This is a genomic window from Pseudoalteromonas galatheae (assembly GCF_005886105.2).
Taxonomy (GTDB): domain Bacteria; phylum Pseudomonadota; class Gammaproteobacteria; order Enterobacterales; family Alteromonadaceae; genus Pseudoalteromonas; species Pseudoalteromonas galatheae.
The window spans coordinates 2,942,781-2,961,665 of record NZ_PNCO02000001.1 but is presented as its reverse complement, the minus strand read 5'-3'; the positions used below and the strand labels follow the sequence as shown (position 1 = coordinate 2,961,665).

Genomic DNA, 18,885 nt, shown 5'->3' with positions numbered 1-18,885 from the left:
GGGACAAGCATAGAATAGTTTAGGAACAAATATGTCATTGAATGAACAAGTAGCACAAAGCTACTTCGCAAGCTTACAGCGCCATGTTGATGTTTTTGAAACAATGGCAAACTATCACCAAGAATGTGTCGAGCTACTTGAAGCATGCCAAAGCACGTTAGCAGCCGGTGGTAAGGTCATTTGGTTTGGTAATGGTGGCAGCGCGGCAGATGCGCAGCACCTAGCTGCAGAATTTGTGGTGCGTTACAAATTAGAGCGTGGTCCTTTGGCTTCGATTGCATTAACTACCGACACTTCAATTTTGACTGCGCACAGCAATGACTATCACTTTGACTCCGTATTTGAGCGTCAGGTTCAGGCACTTTGTAAACCGGAAGATATGGTGATTGGGTTAACCACATCAGGTACGAGCCCTAATATCAATTTGGCGCTTCAAGCCGCAAATGAAATTGGCGCGTTTACCGTGGCACTGACTGGTAGAACTGGTGGCAAAGTGAAGGATATTGCTAAATTACCGATTATTATCGCAAACGACGAGACAGCGCGTATTCAAGAAGCGCATATGTTTATTGGTCACTGGCTATGCGAAGCGGTCGATATGCTGGTTGCGGCGGAGCAAAAGGCATGAAGTTAACGGCGCTTCAACAGCTAAATCAAGCCAAGGTATTGGTGGTTGGCGATGTGATGTTGGATAGATATTGGCATGGAGATACCGGGCGCATTTCTCCTGAGGCTCCAGTGCCTGTGGTGAAAGTCAGCGCATTGGAAGACAAAGCTGGTGGTGCGGCGAACGTTGCCAAAAACATCGCTCACCTAGATGGTAAAGTGGGTTTGCTTGGGCTTATCGGCGAAGATGATAATGGCAAAACGCTTGAGGCTATCCTTACCAAAGAAAACATTGAATCTAGCCTAGTTAACGTCGTTGAGCTGCCGACTATCGCAAAAATGCGTGTGATCAGCCGTCATCAGCAAGTAGTCCGACTCGATTTAGAAGAGCCCTTTCAGTTATCTCACAGTCAACTCCTGCTTGAGCGTCTGAAACAAGAAGTTGATAAGTATGACTTTGTGTTGTTTAGCGACTACAACAAAGGCGCTTTGTGCGCCATTTCAGACATGATTGCGGTGGCTAAAGGTGCCGGTAAAACGGTACTTATTGACCCTAAAAATAGTGACTTGAGCCTCTATCAAGGTGCTGATTTTATCACGCCTAACTTAAACGAATTTAAACTTGCTGGTGGAGATATAAGCAGCGAGGAGGCACTCACCTCTAGTGCGCGTGAACTGCTGAAAACATCGGGGATCGGCGCTATGTTGCTGACGCGCTCCGAGCAAGGCATGTCTTTGATAACCAATACTGAAAAGTTTGATTTCCCAGCTCAAGTACAGGAAGTAAGTGATGTTACGGGAGCTGGCGATACCGTGATCGCCACGCTGACGACGATGTTAGGCGCAGGAATGTCAGCTAAAGACGCGGTGGAAGTTGCAAATATTGCCGCAGGCATTGCCGTGAGTAAGTTAGGTGCTGCAACGGTGTCACCGGAAGAGTTGAGTCGCAAACTGGGTCAATATCTTAGAGAAACGGGCGAGCACTACCAAACACCGTTTGAAGAAGTGCTTAAGCATATTACTTTTGCCAAGCAAAACGGCGAAACCATTGTGTTTACCAACGGCTGCTTTGATATTCTCCATGCAGGCCATGTGCGTTATTTAGCGCAAGCTAAAGCGATGGGCGACAGGCTCGTTGTTGGGTTAAATAATGATGAATCGATCTCGCGTCTTAAAGGACCTGAACGCCCAATCAATCCATTGAAAGAGCGAGCTATGGTGTTATCCGCACTCGCTTCTGTGGATTGGGTTATTCCGTTTGGCAGTGTTGAAGAAAATGACACACCAGCTAAGTTGATAGAAATGGTCAGCCCTGACATTTTGGTCAAAGGTGGTGACTATAAAGTGGAAGATATTGCTGGCGCAGAGCATGTGCTTAATCAAGGTGGAAAAGTCGAGGTGTTAGCATTTTTGGATGGCTGCTCGACTTCCAATGTGATTAAAAAGGCACAGTTACAAAAAAGCTAACGTGCGCTGCGATAGGCTTGCATTAATACTTGCCACTGATTTTCATCAAAATAAAAGGTCGGCCATTTGCCGGCCTCTTTTTTAAATGAACGTTGCAAACGCTCCATGTTTGCGTGCTGCCAACTTGAGTTTGGCTGCATGATTTTGCCCTTATCAAAATCAATTAGAAATACTTTGCCGTTGGCATCAAACAAAATATTGTTGATGTTCAAATCATCATGATAGGCTCCGGCTCGATGAAACTGAGCAATGGTGTGGCCGATACTTTCCAGTTCATTTGCACTAAGCGCTCTTGCTTGCAAAACTTCGCAAACACTGGTGGCTTCAGGCACCGCTTCGGTCAAAATATCTGCACGATAAATACCAAAATGAAGCGAAATTCTTGCGCCAAGTGGTGTTGGAACTGGTAAACCCATTAGCTGTAATTGCTCTAGCAAAGCAAACTCTTGATATACGCGAGTATTTTCTAGTTTGGTGAAAATATACTGATCACTCAACAGCTTGCCGATTAAGCCACCGCGATAATAGTGTTTGAGTACCGCTATGCCTTGATTAAACCGTACGAACCACGCCGTTGCTCGGCCTTCTTTCGAGCCGACAATCGCATTATTTTTCTGCCAATATTCAGGGTTAAACATTTCTTCTGAAATATCATAATCTAGGGCTGAAGGCGTTAGTAAATAGCTATGCGGCTGTTTGGTGATTTGCACAATATAGGATTCTTAAGAGTCAATTGTGACATTCTAACGATTTTTCACCCTCAGTGAAACTTGCAAACTTGTTTGATTAATTTAAGATCAAGCGCTTGTTACTTTCCATGAGAACTATTGTTTTGAGCAAATCCTTGACCTCTATTTGTATTTTGCGACTTTCTGCGATTGGCGACGTGTGCCATGCCGTGAGTGCTGTACAGGCGATCCAACGTGCACATCCGCAAGCGAAAATTACGTGGGTGATAGGAAAAGTAGAAGCTATGTTATTGGCTGACTTACCCGGTGTTGAGCTCGTCGTATTTGACAAAAAACAGGGTAAAGCCGCGCTCAAGGCGTTAAAGGCAAAGTTCAAAGGGCAAAAGTTTGACGTATTACTACATATGCAGGTTGCGTTAAGAGCCAATCTTGTTGCACGAGTTATTCCTGCAAAGCAAAAAATAGGCTTTGATAAAGGACGCTCAAAAGAGTTACACAGCTTGTTTATTAATAAGCGGATCGCACCTCAACAGTCGCCACATGTGCTCGAAGGTTTCCAAAACTTTGCTCGTGCAATTGGGGCTGAGTGCGGTGAGCCGACATGGCAGATGCCAGTGACGGCAGCTCATCGAGCTGTGGCAAAATCGCTATTACCTGAAGGTAAGGTGTTTGTAATATCCCCCGCGGCAAGTAAAGCTGAGCGCAATTGGCTTCCTGAGCGGTATGCTAGGGTTGCAGATCATGCTGCTGCATTAGGGTTTCAGGTGGTGATAACGGGTGGTCCAACGGAGCTTGAGCAAAATTTAGCAGCCGAAATTCAACAACACAGCCAAGCTGAGTTATTAAACTTAGTGGGAAAAACTGACTTGAAAACCCTACTTTGTGTGTTGGAGCAAGCCGAATTGGTGCTAGCACCTGATACCGGACCTGCTCATATGGCAGTGACAGTCGGAACGCCGGTGATTGGTTTGTATGCTCACTCCAATCCAACTCGCACAGGGCCATACCTGTATCAAGACTATGTGGTTGAGGTTTATCATCAAAACCTCATTGCGCAAAAGGGCAAAACCGCAGACCAATTACCCTGGGGAACACGGGTAAAAGGTAGCGAACTCATGTCTCAAATTTCCGTTGATGCTGTAATTACGATGTTTGAGCGGGTAATAAAAGAACAGGGGATTGTGACTAATGCATAAGGCTGTATTTTTAGACAGAGATGGCGTTGTTAATAAAGATCACGCCTATGTTCATAAAATCGCGGATTTTGAGTTTATTGACGGGGTATTTAGTGCCTGCCAAGCATTTAGCAAAGCCGGTTATAAAATTGTGGTCGTGACGAATCAGTCGGGCATTGGTCGAGGTTATTATGATGAAGCACAATTTCACGCCTTAAGCGAGTGGATGTGCGCGCAGTTTAAGGCACATGGTGTTGACATCGCTGGTGTTTATTTTTGCCCTCACCACCCTGAAAAGGCACAAGGCCGATATAAAGTAGAGTGTGACTGTCGCAAACCAGAACCCGGAATGCTGCAACAAGCGATAGCCGAGCATGACTTGGATCCCAAGCAAAGTATTATGATTGGTGATAAAGTCTCAGACATCAAGGCTGCCCGTGCTGCTGGCGTAAAAACAGCCATTTTAGTTGAGTCTGGGCAGAGTTTTAGTCAAGAGCAACAACAGCTCGCGGATAAAGTATGTGCTTCGTTGGCGGAGGTACCAGCCGCACTATGTTTGTCTGAGTAAAATAAAGTTTGCTGCCAGTTGTCGCAAATCGTGCATTTATTGTGTGAACCTTTTAAAATAAAGATATCTTTTTACGTACTAGGTATGATTGAATTGGTACGTTCCAATTAACTTGAGCTAATAAGCTTAGGCGTTAACTTCTGATAGTGAGAATGACATCCGCCTATGGCGATGCGTAGCTTACTATCACCGTGCAAAAAATGGAGACTCCCAGATGAGAGCATCGGCCTTCTACAGCCAGCTTCAGCAACAAATTGAAGAAGTAAAAGCTGAAGGATTATATAAAAAAGAGCGTATTATCACTTCTCAGCAGCAAGCTGAAATTGCAGTATCGACTGGCGAAAGTGTAATTAACTTCTGTGCTAATAACTATCTAGGTTTGGCGAATCATCCAGAGCTAATTAAAGCGGCGCAAGGTGGCCTTGATGATCATGGTTTTGGTGTTGCATCGGTGCGTTTTATCTGTGGTACGCAAGATATTCACAAAACGCTTGAAGCAAAGATCAGTGAGTTTCTAGAAACAGAAGATACTATCCTTTACTCTTCATGCTTTGATGCCAATGCTGGTTTATTCGAAACTATCTTAGGCCCTGAAGATGCGATTATCTCGGACTCATTAAATCACGCTTCTATCATTGATGGTGTGCGTTTATGTAAAGCTAAGCGTTTCCGCTACGCTAACAACGATATGGCTGATCTTGAGCGGCAGTTAATTGCTGCTGATGAAGCTGGTGTGAAAACCAAGCTTATCGCGACCGATGGCGTATTTTCAATGGATGGCGTTATTTGTAACTTAAAAGCGGTTTGTGACTTAGCGGACAAGTATGACGCATTAGTGATGGTTGATGATTCACACGCGGTGGGCTTTGTTGGTGAAAATGGCCGCGGAACACCGGAATACTGTGGTGTATTAGACCGAGTGGATATTATTACAGGAACGCTTGGTAAAGCACTTGGCGGTGCATCGGGCGGTTATACCTCTGGTAAGAAAGAGATCGTAGAGTGGTTACGTCAACGTTCACGTCCTTATTTATTCTCAAACTCGCTAGCGCCTTCAATTGTTACAGCTTCAATCAAAGTACTAGACATGATGAAAGAAGGTGATGCCCTACGTGCTAAACTATGGGATAACGCAGCTTACTTCCGTACTAAGATGGAAGCTGTTGGCTTTACTTGTGCGGGTAAAGATCACGCGATTATTCCGGTTATGTTAGGCGATGCCAAAGTGGCCTCAGAAATGGCTGACAGACTGTTAGCTGAAGGGATCTATGTGATCGGTTTCTCTTATCCTGTCGTGCCAAAAGGCCAAGCTAGGATCAGAACACAAATTTCAGCTGCGCATACGACTGAGCAGCTAGACAAAGCAATCGAAGCCTTTACCCGTATTGGTAAAGACCTAGGCGTCATTTAATTTTGCCACCGGCATTAAGCCGGTGCAGCTAACGAGCGAATACTATGAAAGCATTATCCAAGTTGAAAGCTGAAGAAGGAATTTGGATGGCGGATGTGCCAAAACCGGAGGTAGGGCACAACGATCTATTGATCAAAATCCGTAAAACAGCAATTTGTGGTACTGACGTACACATCTACAAATGGGATGAGTGGGCACAAAACACAATCCCAACTCCAATGGTTGTGGGGCACGAATACGTAGGTGAAGTGGTCGATATGGGCCAAGAGGTACGTGGTTTTAGCATTGGTGACCGAGTATCTGGTGAAGGTCATATCACATGTGGTCACTGTCGTAATTGTCGTGCTGGTCGTGTTCACCTATGTCGTAACACCATTGGGGTAGGCGTTAACCGCGAAGGTTCATTTGCAGAATACCTAGTTATTCCTGCTTATAATGCGTTTAAGATCCCCGACAACATTTCTGATGAACTCGCTTCTATCTTCGACCCATTCGGTAATGCAGTGCACACTGCATTGTCATTTGACTTAGTTGGTGAAGACGTACTAATTACCGGTGCGGGCCCAATTGGTATTATGGCTGCAGCAGTGGCTAAACACGTCGGTGCGCGTCATGTGGTGATCACAGATGTAAATGAATATCGACTTGAACTTGCCACTAAAATGGGTGCTACGCGAGCAGTAAATGTTGCCAACGAAAGCCTCGAAACGGTTATGAAAGACCTTGGCATGACAGAAGGGTTCGATGTTGGACTTGAAATGTCAGGTGTTCCTTCTGCATTTAAGGGCATGTTAAACAGCATGAACCATGGTGGTAAGATTGCAATGCTGGGTATTCCTCCTTCTGACATGGCGGTGGATTGGAACCAAGTGATCTTCAAGGGTCTTGTGATCAAGGGGATTTACGGCCGTGAAATGTTTGAAACTTGGTACAAAATGGCAAGTTTGATCCAGTCAGGTTTAAACCTTGACCCAATCATTACACATCAGTTCCATATTGATGACTTCCAGACTGGCTTTGATACGATGATTTCAGGGCAATCAGGTAAAGTTATTCTGAATTGGGATTAATGCTCAACTTTGCTTAGTGCATGAATGAGTAGTTATAATAGAAAGGCGGCTAGGTCGGTACGGCTTAAGCCGTCTTTTGTTTTAGTATTAAATAGGTAACACATGTCTTTTAAACATATTTCAGTAGCAGATACGCAAGCGCTTTTAGGCAATGATGATGTAGTGGTAGCAGACATCCGTGATGAAAGTACTTTTGCACAAGGGCATATTCCAGGTGCTGAACATTTATCTAATGCTAATCTTGCGCATTTTATGCAGGAGAAAGAATTTGACCAGCCCATTGTAGTGGTGTGTTATCATGGTATTTCCTCACAAGGCGCTGCGAACTACCTAGTTGAGCAAGGCTTTGAAGATGTTTACAGCATGGATGGTGGTTTTACGCAGTGGGCAAGTGAGTTGCCTAACGAGATTGAAAAGTGAAGTTAATAGCCCATTATCACAATGCACGACTAGCACAGGGTGCGGTCGATTATTTTAAGACGCAAGGGATCTATTGTGTTTTGCAAAGTCACGATGGGCAACAAGTTGAAGTTTGGCTAGAACGCGGTGACGAAGCACTTGCTATGCGTCTTTGGCAAACGTTTTTGGAGCAACCCGACGCAGAATTATACCAAGCGGCTTCTTGGCAAACAGGAAGTACACAAGGGTTATTTAGCTACCAAGGCCAAAACTTAAACTTAGTAAAGCGCTTTTTGGGATTGAACTGGTTATTACAGGGCGTTTTTGGTGTCAGTATTATTGTTTTTGTCGCCATGCTATTTGGCGACGCTAATGGCATCTTTTCTGCGCTACGTTTTTCCCTAGATAAACCTTGGACTTGGATAGCGCCTACACTCATACATTTTAGCGCCATACATTTAATTTTTAATTTAAGCTGGTGGCTTCATTTAGGGGCGCAAATCTCAGAAAAATTAGGGCTCTGGGCGTTAGTCTGTATTTACCTTGTAACGGGCTTAACCAGTAATTTTATGCAGTTCCTATTCGTTGACGCTAATTTTGGTGGGCTAAGTGGTGTGGTCTATGGACTACTGGGTTTTTGTTGGGTAATTGGTCATCGAAATCCTGCCGGAGCTGCTTTGGTTTCTAAGCCTGTAATTGGTTTTATGCTGCTTTGGATGTTGTTTGGGTTTACGGATATGTTTTTCATCAACATGGCTAACTGGGCGCACTTGTTTGGATTGCTATCAGGTATGTTGGTTGCGGTATTTTGGCCTATCAACAGGCAATTCAAAGAGAATAGCTAGTTACTTCGAACTCGGGAGCAAGCGCTTCCGAGTTCTTGTAAGAGTTGGCTCGCTTAGTGGTATAAATATTTAGTAAAAAGCACATCTCGAACAATTTCCTGCCCAGTCTCTTCTTTTAACAGTGTTTTTAGCTTTTCAGCACAGCGCTTCCTGATTTCTTCTCGGCCAGTTAATGACTTAATGGTTTCTTCGTTTTCTTTACTTAGGATCTGTACTATTGCATCTCTTAGTAAAGGTGTATGGTGTTCAACCACAGCGATATTTGCGACATCATTCAGCATTAGATCAACAGTGACTCGGACATAGCCAAGCTTTTTATTAGATTGGCCTATATAATTCGTGATGATATCTGGCTCAAACCCGAAATACCCAATAGTCGAATCCGCTTTTACAGGGGAAGCCGCGGTTAATGCAATGCACAAAGTGAGTACAACAGCCAACAGTCTCATGTTTTATCAGGTATCCTAATGCAAATTACTTTTTACTTAGTTTATACATAATTGCGTTGATTTTACAGCTGGCTTCAGCACAAACATAAACTTTTTAGAAAGCCTCGGCTCTGCTATGATGACGGCGAATTTTTAAAACGGAAATAGAACGTTGCCTTTGCTATTACCTTTAGAGCGCTCATGGCTGAAGAACACGCAGTTGGTAGATATTGAGCCTGCACTTTCTCCCTATTTATTAGAGACCCAGTCTCTGACCGCAAGACTAAAAGAAACTTGTGAAAGATTTTCTGTGACTGTACTTGCTAATGAGTTCAGATGCGCCCCAGATGCGCTACGTACAGAGCTTTCTGAACAGGCTTGGTGTCGAGAGGTTACGTTAAATTGTAACGGTAAAGCGGTTGTATTTGGGCAAAGTTGGCTTAATGAGGAAGCATGTATTGTTGGTATGGATGCAATTGGTGAAACGCCGCTGGGTGAATTACTGTTTACTGATTTAAATTGGCAGCGCGGCGCACTCGAATACTTTCGCTTATCTACTTCTGACTATCCAGCGCTTATTGAGCTCATAACACCAACTCGCAATATCCCTGAGAGTTTATTTGCAAGAAGAAGCTGGTTTAAAAATGGCAAAGCAAAAATTTTAGTTTGTGAAGTCTTTATATCGGAAAGCTTTTATGATTAATAATCAGAAATGGCAGGCTTACAGCCAACTTATGCGATTAGATAAGCCAATCGGGACTTTATTGCTATTATGGCCCACGCTTTGGTCACTGTGGTTTGCAGCTGGAGGTGTTCCAAGTATCTGGCTTATTGCTATCTTCGCGTTGGGTGTATTTATAATGCGTAGTGCGGGCTGTGTTATTAATGATTTTGCTGATCGTAAGGTTGATGGTGCGGTGAGGCGGACCGCGACAAGGCCGCTTGCAAGGGGCGCTGTGACAAGTAAAGAAGCGCTAGGTTTATTTGCTATTTTGGTTGCAATCGCTTTTATTCTGGTGCTTTTTTTAAACTGGCAGACCATCGCATTATCGTTTGGAGCACTTGCATTGGCCTCTGTCTATCCCTTCATGAAACGTTATACAAATTTACCGCAAATCGTACTTGGCGCTGCCTTTAGCTGGGCAATACCCATGGCATTTATGGCAGTAAATCAGAATGTACCTATGCTCGCTTGGGTACTGTTTTTTGCTAATTTAATTTGGACGGTTGCTTATGACACTATGTATGCCATGGTGGATAGGGATGATGATTTGAAAATTGGGGTGAAATCTACAGCGATTTTATTCGGCAAATGGGATCTTTGTATTATTGCGCTGCTCAACATCACATTTATCGCGATGATGGCGGCTGTTGGTGTAACGTTTGAATTGAATCTCGCTTTTTGGGGCGCCTTACTCGCCGCTTCTATACTGCTTATTAGGCAACAATATGCCATACGTAATAGAGATAGAGACAGGTGTTTTTGGGCCTTTTTAAATAATAATTATGTTGGCTTGGTGATTTTTGCAGGCGTTGTTCTGGGGTTTTTACCGCTCTAAAGCAAGTTATTAAAAAACGGGCAAATAATTGAGATTATTTGCCCGTTTTTTTAGCAACTAATAAGTTACGGTCTGTTTGCTAGATGAAGATGCAGCATCTTCAATTAGCTCAAGCAAGTGGTTTATATGTGCGTTCGAACCAATTTGGTGGTTGGTTTGTACAATCAATTGCTCTCTGTCCAATGCTTTATTGGTTTTTAAGAAAACTAGGTTAGGGTCTTGTGCGATTGTCTTTGAATGTTCAATACTCGCAATCGCAAAGCTATTGCTGTTCTTCAAGCCATCAATTACTTGCTCAATATTACCAATCTTAACGTTTGTTGATTTATTTAATGAATCAACAGCTTCATTTAGCATATTTTGAACTTGTTTTGACTGTGAGAAACAACCATACATTGGGTAATGGGTTAATTCAGCTTTTCGGATACTATCTTGATTTGCGAGAGGGTGGTTTCTCGAAACGAACAAGACTAATTGATCTGGTAGGTGAATATCACTCACTATGCTGTTGGCGCTCTGCAGATACACGCTAATATCAATTTCACCCAGTTGTAGCTTACGAGTAAGCTCCAACTCATCTTGCAACTGCATTTCAATCTTAACATTCGGATACTGAGCTAAAAATTGACCGCAAGAAACCGGTACGATGCTGCTAGCTTGAGTCGTGTAACCAATAATTAACTTTTGATTATCACGACCAAATAAGCTTTGCTTGATGGTTTTCTTGGTTAAATCCAGTTCAGATAAGGTTGTTTTGCAATACTTTAAGAAAAGCTCACCTTGTTCAGTGAGTTTTACTGAACGCGTAGAGCGTTTAACGAGTTCACAACCAATTTCATCTTCAAGGGTTTGGATGCTTCGAGTAAGCGCTGAAGTACTGATCTGGGTTTGTTCTGCGGCTTGTCTAAAATGTCTAAGATTGCCTAATGCTACGAACTGCTCGAGTTGTTCAAATCTCATGTGAAATTCCTTTTAATTTCAACTAAAACACATTTATTACGTCTTTTCCCAATAATAATACACGAAGTGGGAAAAAGAAAGTGAAGTTTTTACATTCTGATTACAAAGCTAGTCAGGATACCTGTCACGTATCTCAATAAATTGTTCCAGATTCTTTAGAAAAAGGTCAACTAATTTGGGTTCAAATTGTTTACCTTTCTCTTTGTTGACCAACTCAATCACTTTATCCAGTGGCCAAGCTGGCTTGTAACAGCGCTCGCTTCCTAGTGCATCAAAGACATCAGCCAGTGCTGTGATCCTACCAACAATGTCTATTTGCTCTGCTTTTAAGCCGTTAGGGTACCCTGAACCATCCCACTTTTCATGATGTTGATGAGCGATTAATGCGCCACATTGCAAAATTTCATTTGTTGAATTTTTTAAGATTTCAAACCCTTGCTGCGCATGGGTCTGCATAATTATCCATTCTTCATCAGTGAGTTTTCCGGGTTTATTTAGGATTTGATCTGGAATACTGATTTTGCCAATATCATGAAGTGGAGAGGCCAATTTAATGATCTCTGCTTGGTAGTTAGAAAGCCCATATAACTGCGCCAGCAGCATACTATAATGTGCCACTCGTTTTACATGGGAGCCCGTTTCTTTTGAGCGTTTTTCAACGGCTTCTCCCAGAATGTAAGAAAGCTCTTTTTGAGAGTCTTTGACGGTTTCACGCAACTTTAAGTTGTCGTAGGCTAGTGCGATATTGTTTGCAAAAAATTCAAGTAGCTGAAAGTCCATACTCTGAAGATCGCTATCCTTACTCACATAAAGCATCGTTTCACTTCCTTCTCGTGACGGGAAGTAACCAATATATTCGTTACGGGTTTTGAGCGATGCTTTTTTATTATGTGTTTCGATAAACAGGTTTTGTACGTTTTCAGGCAAAGTAACGTGACTTGGCTCTACGCCAGCTCCTGAGGCTGCAAGTAGTTTAAACTTTGTCGGTTCGTTGGCTTGGTGATTTACCGCTGCTGCACAGTATATTTCCGAGTCAGATAATCCCATTACAGCGGATACATGGGATAATATAGTTGATGCAAAATCCTGAATATTGCTACACTTCAAAAAATTAGAGGATGCATCAATAATGCGTTCAAGTCCCATTTTGTGCTTTTCTATGGTTTGAATATCCCGATGAGCGCGTAAAGCGGAATAGAGTAGTGTTTTGAGTTTGACGGCTGTAAGCTCAGTTTTGTTTTTATAGTCATTAATATCGTAGTCACGAATGACTGATTCTTCCGGGGCTTCACCTGGCTGGCCTGTGCGCAGGACTAGTCGAATATCAAAGTTTGCTAACTCATTGCGAATATATCGCACCAAATCAAGTCCTGCATGATTACTTTCCATCACGACATCAATGAGACCTACAGAGATATTCTGCTCGGCAGCTAAGATGACTTTTGCTTCCTGTGCGGAGTAGGCGTGATGAAATCTCAGCGCTTTATTCTCAAATTTGAAGCCAGATAATACCAATTTGGTCACTTGGTGAATATCTTCTTCATCATCTACAACTAGAATATCCCAGTAAGTATCGGCCATTTTATTTGTAGGGCTTTCTTGCACTTCATCTGAGAACAAAAATCCGCTCACAGATCGCTCCTCTTTTTTATGCTGACTCAACGTTAGTATAGTCGGCAGTAACAAGGCCGCTAATCTTGTTGAGGTTTTTTCTCGATATTTTGCAATTCTAGTTCGATTGCATCGCAAGAAATGTGGATTTCATAAAGAGAAAGTAGCAATGACAGGGTCAAGCTACACAGGCTCGCACCAAATAATGTAACGCCAAGTAGGGATATTTCAAGAAATAAGGCAAACATTGAAGATGTGCAAAGTAAAAACGCGATTACGCCCCATACTTGCATTCGTCTGATCAGTCTAATTCGTTTTCTTAAATTTTCGATTTGCGCTTTAACCAAGGTTCTTATGGTGTCGCCTTCTCGGGCGTTTAATTCACGGATCAATTGTGCGAGTACCAAAAAACGATTGGTATAGGCGAGTAGCAATAAAGAAATTGCTGGGAATAATAGGCCCGGTGTTGTTAGAGTCATAATTGTATTTTAATGAAGTAGCTTGATGTTTAAGTGTGATGACAATGAATGATTTTATCAAGAAACAAATGAGCACATTGAGTGCGAATTCAATAGTGAAGATAATGCAATGAGTGAACAGTCTTTTCATTGGGTGCAATTGTGCGCTATCAGTGGCTTTGTTGAAGCGCATTTACTCAAAGGGCAACTAGAGCAAGCGAATATTCAGGTTCGCTTACAAGGTGAGCATTTATCAGGTGCAATTGGTGAAATTCCAGCAGATCAAGCTGCTATCAAGCTCTTTGTTTATGCAATAAAATTACCCGAGGCTCAGGAAATATTGGTAAACTATAACAAATCACGTCATCGCAGTGCTGCCGAACTGTCGGATTGGCTATGTAACCACTGTGCAGAATTAAATGGACCAGCGTTTGAATATTGCTGGCAATGTGGAAATAAGCATGAGCAAAGCAAATAACTTTCAAAGAATTAGAGAGTTAAATTATCTTCAAAAGGCAGTCTTAGGCGCTGCTATTATTGAGCGTATGTTGCCAAATTATTCACTATTTAGTGAGGCAACGGGTTTTGGCGACGAGCAAGTACTCAGAAATGCGCTGAATTTAATTTGGGAGAAAATATTACTGCCAAAGAGCAAAATTAGCTTAGAGAAGCTGGTTGAAAAGGTAGAACCAAATGTACCTGAGCTCAGTGAGTTTGATATGTTTGGTACCTATCCCGCAATCGACGTAGCGACTGCGCTGTTAGGCATGTTACAAGGCCTGATGACAAAAGATGAACATGAGTTTGTAAGTGTTGCCAAAATTTCTCAGGCAACGGTAGCTAAATACATCGAGTTTATGTTGATGGCGGAAGATATATCTCCTACGAATGAGTTAGTGCGTGAGCACCCGCAGATGCAGTATGAAATTGAAATCCTCGCTGAGCTTATCGAACATGTGGAAAATATGGGGCGTATTAGCAGCGAATCGGTGAAGTCGCTAAAGGCCTTGGCACTAGCTGACGGCCAAACAAATATTGGTTTGGAACTTGAGTAGTTGATTTCGTATAATCAGCGGCTGCAGTAAAGAGTTTGGAGAAAGTAACTTGCGTATTTTGGGTATAGAATCCTCATGTGATGAGACGGGTATTGCTATTTATGATGATGAGCAAGGTCTGTTGGCACATCAATTATATTCTCAGGTAAAAGTACACGCCGATTATGGTGGGGTAGTGCCTGAACTTGCTTCTCGTGATCATGTACGCAAAACAATTCCCCTTATTGAAGCTGCTTTCGCGCAAGCGGGTTGTGGTCCTGAAGACCTTGACGGCATTGCTTATACCGCAGGGCCGGGCTTGGTCGGTGCTTTGTTGGTTGGCACTTCAATTGGTCGCTCGCTAGCGTTTGGTTGGGGGATCCCAGCCGTTGCCGTACATCATATGGAAGGCCATTTGCTTGCCCCAATGCTTGAAGACGATAAACCAGAGTTCCCATTCGTTGCGCTGCTAGTCTCTGGTGGCCATACCATGATGGTCAAAGTCTCAGGTATCGGTGAGTATGAGGTACTTGGTGAGTCAGTGGATGATGCCGCTGGTGAAGCATTTGATAAAACTGCCAAGCTACTCGGTCTTGATTATCCTGGTGGTCCAATGCTTGCGAAAATGGCGACACAGGGCCAAGCGGGGCGATTTACTTTTCCAAAACCGATGACAGACAGACCAGGTCTGGATTTTAGTTTCAGTGGATTAAAAACCGCAGCGGCAAACACGATTCGTAATGAAGGCGATGACGAGCAAACGAAAGCAGATATCGCCCATGCCTTTCAAACTGCGGTCGTCGAAACGCTAGCGATTAAATGCAAGCGGGCACTGAAAGAAACAGGCATTAAAAGCCTAGTGATTGCAGGTGGCGTCAGCGCCAATACTGAACTTAGGCAAAAGCTTGAGCGCATGATGCTTGGTATGAAAGGGCGAGTTTATTACCCGCGCACTGAATTTTGTACAGACAATGGGGCGATGATAGCTTATGCAGGAATGCAGCGCCTAAAAGCAGGTCAGCATGCGCCACTTGATATGAAGACTAAACCGCGTTGGCCGCTGGATAGTCTAGAAAAAGTCTAGTCTTTAGACTTTTTCCCCACCTTGGGCTCTTTACCACTTAAGAGCCTTTTAATATTTGCCCTATGACGAATAATAATCACCACAGTTAAAAAGCTTACCGGCACCGTATAAAGCGGTTTTATCCACCACGTGTAGAGTGGAGCAGCTGCGACTGCGACAATCGCTGCGAGTGAAGAATAGCGTGTTAGCGCTAGCACCACGAGCCAAGTACTGATCAATAACCCACCCAATGACAAGCCGATGGGTAATAGCGCGCCGAATGCTGTTGCTACTGCTTTACCACCGTTAAAGTGGAAGAAAATAGGATAAATGTGACCAAGGCATGCGCTTACGGCTATTGCACCTAGCCATACAGGCTCTATTTTCAGAAAGTAGGCTCCCCACACTGGGATGGTTCCCTTTAGAATATCGAAGACGAGCACCAGCGCAGCTGGGATCTTTCCTCCCAACCTTAATACATTGGTTGCGCCCGGATTATTAGAACCATTAAAGCGTGGATCTGGTAGGTTGAATAACCGACACACCAGAATCGCTGAGGAAATCGATCCCAATAAATAAGCACATACGCACATTAAACTGATTAACACTGTCTTCCTTATTTTTTATTGCGTTGTTTTGGGCTATGATCGGCGGTCTTAAGTCCTGCACAGATCGCGAGTTGCGATTAGAAAATGCGGGTGAATTACAGCGATAAACATGTTTGGAGTTTACATGGATAAAGTCTATATCTCACAGCTACACGTCGAAGCCATAATAGGAGTGTACGACTTTGAAAAAGAAAGTAAACAAAGCCTTTACTTTGATGTTGAGATGTTGACCGATATTAGCGCTGCTGCTCGTCATGATGATATTAATTTGGCGGTTGATTATGCCAAAGTGAGTGAGCGTATTATTGCGCATACCCAAGCAAAACCAGTTGAGCTATTAGAAACCTTAGTTGAACAACTTGCTGCAATGATCCTAAATGAATTTAATGTACAACAAGTGCTTATAAAAGTGAGTAAACCTGCTGCCGTGCCACAAGCACAAACGGTTGGTGTAGAAATTGTGCGTAAGAAGTAGAATTATCATGGCACAAATTTTTATCAGCCTCGGCTCAAATATAGAAAAAGAAAAAAACTTGCTGAGTGGCTTGAGCGTATTGATAGAACACTTTCCCGATTTTCAACATTCAAGTGTTTTTGAGAGTGAAGCCGTCGGGTTTGCAGGAAATAACTTCTATAACTCGGTCTTTGCGGCACAAACACCGCTGTCTTTAGATGAAGTGTATAAACTGCTCAAGTCGATAGAATACGATCATGGTCGTCGCTGTAGTGAAAAGAAGTTTAGTCCACGCACATTAGATCTCGATATTCTCTTTTATGACCACCTTATTTGTTCATCACCCGCTCAGTTGCCTCGGGATGAAATAACCAAAAATGCCTTCGTGCTTCAGCCATTAGCTGAACTAGCTCCTGATTTTATCCATCCTGTTGAGGGTAAAACCATTGCTCAGTTATGGCAGGAGTATCACAACCCAACTCAAAAATTATGGAAAGTGGAGTTTCCCAAGCAATGAGCTTTATTGAGATTGTCGTCCTTGCAATTATTCAAGGTCTCACTGAATTTTTACCTATTTCGAGTTCTGCCCACTTACTGCTACCTTCTCAGGTACTAGGTTGGCAAGATCAGGGTCTTGCCTTTGATGTTGCTGTTCATGTTGGGACTTTGTTGGCTGTTGTTATTTATTTTCGACAAGACATTGTCAGCCTACTGGCAGGATGGTTCAAGTCGTTCTCAGGTACGCATTCGAAAGAAAGCCGGCTGACTTGGTGTATTGTGGTTGCCACCATTCCATTCGTGATCTTAGCCCCACTACTTAAAGACATCGTAGAAGTTTATTTACGTAGTGCATGGGTGATTGCAACATCGACGATAGTATTTGGTTTACTGCTTTGGTATGCCGACGTGAAAGCGAAACAAATCAAAGACGAATTTGCCTTAAACTGGAAAAGCGCGCTGATATTGGGACTTGCGCAAATTACCGCTGTTATTCCCGGCACATCGCGTTCAGGTATTACCATCACCGCAGGTTTATTACTCGGGCTTGATAAGAAAAGCGCGGCGCGCTTTTCGTTTTTAATGTCTATTCCGGTCATTTCAATGATGGGACTGTATTACAGTTTTGAGCTTGCTACAGGCGATGAAGTGGTTGATTGGAATGCGCTATTAAGTGGTGCGGCACTGTCGTTTATCTCAGCTTATGCCTGCATCTTCTTTTTCCTGAAAATCATAGAGCGCATGGGCATGATGCCATTTGTCATTTACCGCTTGTTACTTGGGGTAGGGCTAATCGCTTTCTTGAGCCTAAGTTAATCTGGGCTTTGGATAAGTCAGCAAGGTTAACAGAAAAGCCAGCTTGATGGAGCTGGCTTAGACTGCATTAAGCAATTTGCTTTTCCGCAAGGCATAATTCCATGGTCGCTTTTAATAGTCTATAAAGGTTTATCGACGCGTCAATTTCTTCTTTGCGGTTTGTTAAGCTCTCAATATTTAAGCCCAGCGAAATATCTAGATGTGAGCAGCTTTTTAAGATTTGATCTAGATTCTCTCTACAAATACGAATTGACTCACTTAGTGTGTTTTCCGAATCTAACATGCGCCATTTGGTTGCTTCAGGTACTGAGATCCCCAGCCACTCCATAAACTGCAAGGTCTTTTCTCCACCACATGGAGTAAAGGTAAGAATAATGCGTTTTGGTGTTTGCCCTTGCTGTTTACAAGTGCGGGCATAACTTGTGATTAGATCTATGGTTGCCTGAGCGTCATACACCGCTTGTGATACAAAGAACTGGCAGCCTTGCTCTGTTTTATCAATTAATCTTTCGTGTTCATTGCGCTTACTGGCGTGACGTTCTGCGATGGTTACACCACCCAAGAAAAAGTCATCTTGGTGATGCTTCAATACATCATAGGCTTCAGAAAGCGGTAACTTAATATCGCCTTGTGAAGACGGACTGCCCACTAATACTAGATTGTTTAACCCATATTGCTGTTTGGTGCTGCTTAACCAATTGCCAAAAGCTTCACTATCGCGCTGTGCCACACTTTTATACGTAATTACATCAAGGTGTGATAATTCGCGGATCAACTGGCTATATTCACACGGATCAACGGTGTGCTTAAAAGGAAATGGACGTGGTACTTGAGTACGGCTGCTTTCATCTTGAATGTCATAGATGATCACGCCGTCGTATTCAATCTCATGTAAACGACCCAAAAGCTTAGCGGCAATTGATTTTAACTGCTCTGGGTCAGTGCCAATCTTAGGTGGTGTGGTACCAATTAAATATACCCCTTGGTTAGGGTCAATGATTTTCTCTTGAAGCGTTAAAGCCATAATCCTCATTCCACAAAAGCATTTCTGTATCTCTTTATTAATATAGCAGCCATTTAGACGTCTAGATAGATTTTTTAATGAAAGAATTTCAATAATTATGAATTTATCTCAAGCACTCTAATCAAAATTTCATATTTGTTTA

The 18,885-nt window shown here is 43.0% G+C and carries 23 protein-coding genes; 16 read left to right on the top strand and 7 right to left on the bottom strand.

The genetic code is table 11. The annotated features are described in order from the left end of the window. Positions 1-31 precede the first annotated feature (31 nt). Complete coding sequence (locus CWC29_RS13080; RefSeq protein WP_039491395.1) at positions 32-628, top strand: SIS domain-containing protein; 597 nt, start codon at positions 32-34, stop codon at positions 626-628. Then, on the top strand, positions 625-2,073 hold the full coding sequence (hldE, locus tag CWC29_RS13075; RefSeq protein WP_128726794.1) for a bifunctional D-glycero-beta-D-manno-heptose-7-phosphate kinase/D-glycero-beta-D-manno-heptose 1-phosphate adenylyltransferase HldE: 1,449 nt from the start codon (positions 625-627) through the stop codon (positions 2,071-2,073). The genes CWC29_RS13080 and hldE overlap by 4 nt, the downstream gene beginning before the upstream one ends. Here the strand turns inward: hldE and CWC29_RS13070 are convergent. After that, positions 2,070-2,783 (bottom strand): 3-deoxy-D-manno-octulosonic acid kinase, encoded by a 714-nt coding sequence (locus CWC29_RS13070; protein WP_128726793.1) that lies wholly within the window; start codon positions 2,781-2,783, stop codon positions 2,070-2,072. The genes hldE and CWC29_RS13070 overlap by 4 nt on opposite strands. Before the next feature lie 107 nt (positions 2,784-2,890). On the opposite strand from CWC29_RS13070, the gene CWC29_RS13065 reads away from it, so the two are divergent. The 6 genes from CWC29_RS13065 (at position 2,891) to glpG (ending at position 8,230) form a co-directional block, all read left to right on the top strand. Then, positions 2,891-3,958, top strand: a complete 1,068-nt coding sequence (locus CWC29_RS13065; protein WP_138524146.1) for a glycosyltransferase family 9 protein — start codon at positions 2,891-2,893, stop codon at positions 3,956-3,958. Further along, positions 3,951-4,505 (top strand): D-glycero-beta-D-manno-heptose 1,7-bisphosphate 7-phosphatase, encoded by a 555-nt coding sequence (gmhB, locus tag CWC29_RS13060; protein ID WP_138524148.1) that lies wholly within the window; start codon positions 3,951-3,953, stop codon positions 4,503-4,505. The genes CWC29_RS13065 and gmhB overlap by 8 nt, the downstream gene beginning before the upstream one ends. A gap of 214 nt (positions 4,506-4,719) precedes the next feature. Beyond that, entirely contained in the window at positions 4,720-5,916 is a 1,197-nt protein-coding gene (locus CWC29_RS13055; RefSeq protein ID WP_128726790.1) for a glycine C-acetyltransferase, read from the top strand. Positions 5,917-5,960: 44 nt separating this feature from the next. Further along, positions 5,961-6,986 (top strand): L-threonine 3-dehydrogenase, encoded by a 1,026-nt coding sequence (gene tdh / locus CWC29_RS13050; protein WP_128726789.1) that lies wholly within the window; start codon positions 5,961-5,963, stop codon positions 6,984-6,986. 102 nt (positions 6,987-7,088) lie between these two features. After that, complete coding sequence (glpE, locus tag CWC29_RS13045) at positions 7,089-7,406, top strand: thiosulfate sulfurtransferase GlpE (RefSeq protein ID WP_128726788.1); 318 nt, start codon at positions 7,089-7,091, stop codon at positions 7,404-7,406. After that, positions 7,403-8,230 carry a rhomboid family intramembrane serine protease GlpG gene (gene glpG, locus CWC29_RS13040; protein WP_138524150.1) on the top strand — a complete coding sequence of 276 codons (828 nt, stop codon included), beginning with the start codon at positions 7,403-7,405 and terminating at the stop codon, positions 8,228-8,230. The genes glpE and glpG overlap by 4 nt, the downstream gene beginning before the upstream one ends. 53 nt (positions 8,231-8,283) lie before the next feature. Here glpG and CWC29_RS13035 read toward each other — a convergent pair whose 3' ends face one another. Then, entirely contained in the window at positions 8,284-8,679 is a 396-nt protein-coding gene (locus tag CWC29_RS13035) for a flagellar basal body-associated protein FliL (RefSeq protein WP_010607624.1), read from the bottom strand. A gap of 151 nt (positions 8,680-8,830) precedes the next feature. Between CWC29_RS13035 and CWC29_RS13030 the strand changes: the two genes are divergently transcribed. Together CWC29_RS13030 and ubiA are read left to right on the top strand one after the other, a co-directional pair. Beyond that, positions 8,831-9,361 (top strand): chorismate--pyruvate lyase family protein, encoded by a 531-nt coding sequence (locus CWC29_RS13030; protein ID WP_138524152.1) that lies wholly within the window; start codon positions 8,831-8,833, stop codon positions 9,359-9,361. Then, complete coding sequence (gene ubiA / locus CWC29_RS13025; RefSeq protein WP_138524154.1) at positions 9,354-10,217, top strand: 4-hydroxybenzoate octaprenyltransferase; 864 nt, start codon at positions 9,354-9,356, stop codon at positions 10,215-10,217. Before CWC29_RS13030 ends, ubiA begins: the two co-directional genes overlap by 8 nt. 57 nt (positions 10,218-10,274) lie before the next feature. On the opposite strand, the gene CWC29_RS13020 is transcribed toward ubiA, so the two are convergent. From CWC29_RS13020 to CWC29_RS13010, 3 genes are all read right to left on the bottom strand, one after another. Beyond that, positions 10,275-11,177 carry a LysR family transcriptional regulator gene (locus CWC29_RS13020; protein ID WP_128726784.1) on the bottom strand — a complete coding sequence of 301 codons (903 nt, stop codon included), beginning with the start codon at positions 11,175-11,177 and terminating at the stop codon, positions 10,275-10,277. A 108-nt stretch (positions 11,178-11,285) separates the two neighbouring features. Beyond that, complete coding sequence (locus CWC29_RS13015; protein WP_128726783.1) at positions 11,286-12,809, bottom strand: DUF3369 domain-containing protein; 1,524 nt, start codon at positions 12,807-12,809, stop codon at positions 11,286-11,288. 59 nt (positions 12,810-12,868) lie between these two features. Beyond that, positions 12,869-13,267: a DUF2721 domain-containing protein gene (locus CWC29_RS13010; RefSeq protein WP_128726782.1), complete on the bottom strand. Its 399-nt coding sequence runs from the start codon at positions 13,265-13,267 to the stop codon at positions 12,869-12,871. A 109-nt stretch (positions 13,268-13,376) separates the two neighbouring features. Between CWC29_RS13010 and CWC29_RS13005 the strand changes: the two genes are divergently transcribed. From CWC29_RS13005 to tsaD, 3 genes are read left to right on the top strand one after another with little or no spacing between them, the layout of a single operon-like run. Further along, entirely contained in the window at positions 13,377-13,724 is a 348-nt protein-coding gene (locus tag CWC29_RS13005) for a putative signal transducing protein (RefSeq protein WP_138524156.1), read from the top strand. Further along, a complete protein-coding gene (locus CWC29_RS13000) occupies positions 13,708-14,301 on the top strand; it encodes a YjaG family protein (RefSeq protein ID WP_010374628.1) in 594 nt (197 codons plus the stop codon). The genes CWC29_RS13005 and CWC29_RS13000 overlap by 17 nt, the downstream gene beginning before the upstream one ends. Positions 14,302-14,350: 49 nt before the next feature. Continuing rightward, the gene (gene tsaD, locus CWC29_RS12995; RefSeq protein ID WP_010607631.1) at positions 14,351-15,364 is read left to right on the top strand and encodes a tRNA (adenosine(37)-N6)-threonylcarbamoyltransferase complex transferase subunit TsaD; all 1,014 of its coding nucleotides are present in this window, start codon (positions 14,351-14,353) and stop codon (positions 15,362-15,364) included. On the opposite strand, the gene plsY is transcribed toward tsaD, so the two are convergent. Continuing rightward, entirely contained in the window at positions 15,361-15,951 is a 591-nt protein-coding gene (gene plsY, locus CWC29_RS12990) for a glycerol-3-phosphate 1-O-acyltransferase PlsY (protein ID WP_029215929.1), read from the bottom strand. The genes tsaD and plsY overlap by 4 nt on opposite strands. 124 nt (positions 15,952-16,075) lie before the next feature. Between plsY and folB the strand changes: the two genes are divergently transcribed. The 3 genes from folB to CWC29_RS12975 are packed head-to-tail and all read left to right on the top strand — an operon-like array spanning position 16,076 to position 17,719. Further along, entirely contained in the window at positions 16,076-16,426 is a 351-nt protein-coding gene (gene folB / locus CWC29_RS12985) for a dihydroneopterin aldolase (protein ID WP_017216518.1), read from the top strand. Between the two features lie 7 nt (positions 16,427-16,433). Continuing rightward, the gene (gene folK, locus CWC29_RS12980; RefSeq protein WP_128726780.1) at positions 16,434-16,922 is read left to right on the top strand and encodes a 2-amino-4-hydroxy-6-hydroxymethyldihydropteridine diphosphokinase; all 489 of its coding nucleotides are present in this window, start codon (positions 16,434-16,436) and stop codon (positions 16,920-16,922) included. Continuing rightward, positions 16,919-17,719: an undecaprenyl-diphosphate phosphatase gene (locus CWC29_RS12975; protein WP_138524158.1), complete on the top strand. Its 801-nt coding sequence runs from the start codon at positions 16,919-16,921 to the stop codon at positions 17,717-17,719. Before folK ends, CWC29_RS12975 begins: the two co-directional genes overlap by 4 nt. A 67-nt stretch (positions 17,720-17,786) precedes the next feature. On the opposite strand, the gene CWC29_RS12970 is transcribed toward CWC29_RS12975, so the two are convergent. Next, entirely contained in the window at positions 17,787-18,743 is a 957-nt protein-coding gene (locus tag CWC29_RS12970; RefSeq protein WP_138524160.1) for a methylenetetrahydrofolate reductase, read from the bottom strand. Positions 18,744-18,885 lie beyond the last annotated feature (142 nt).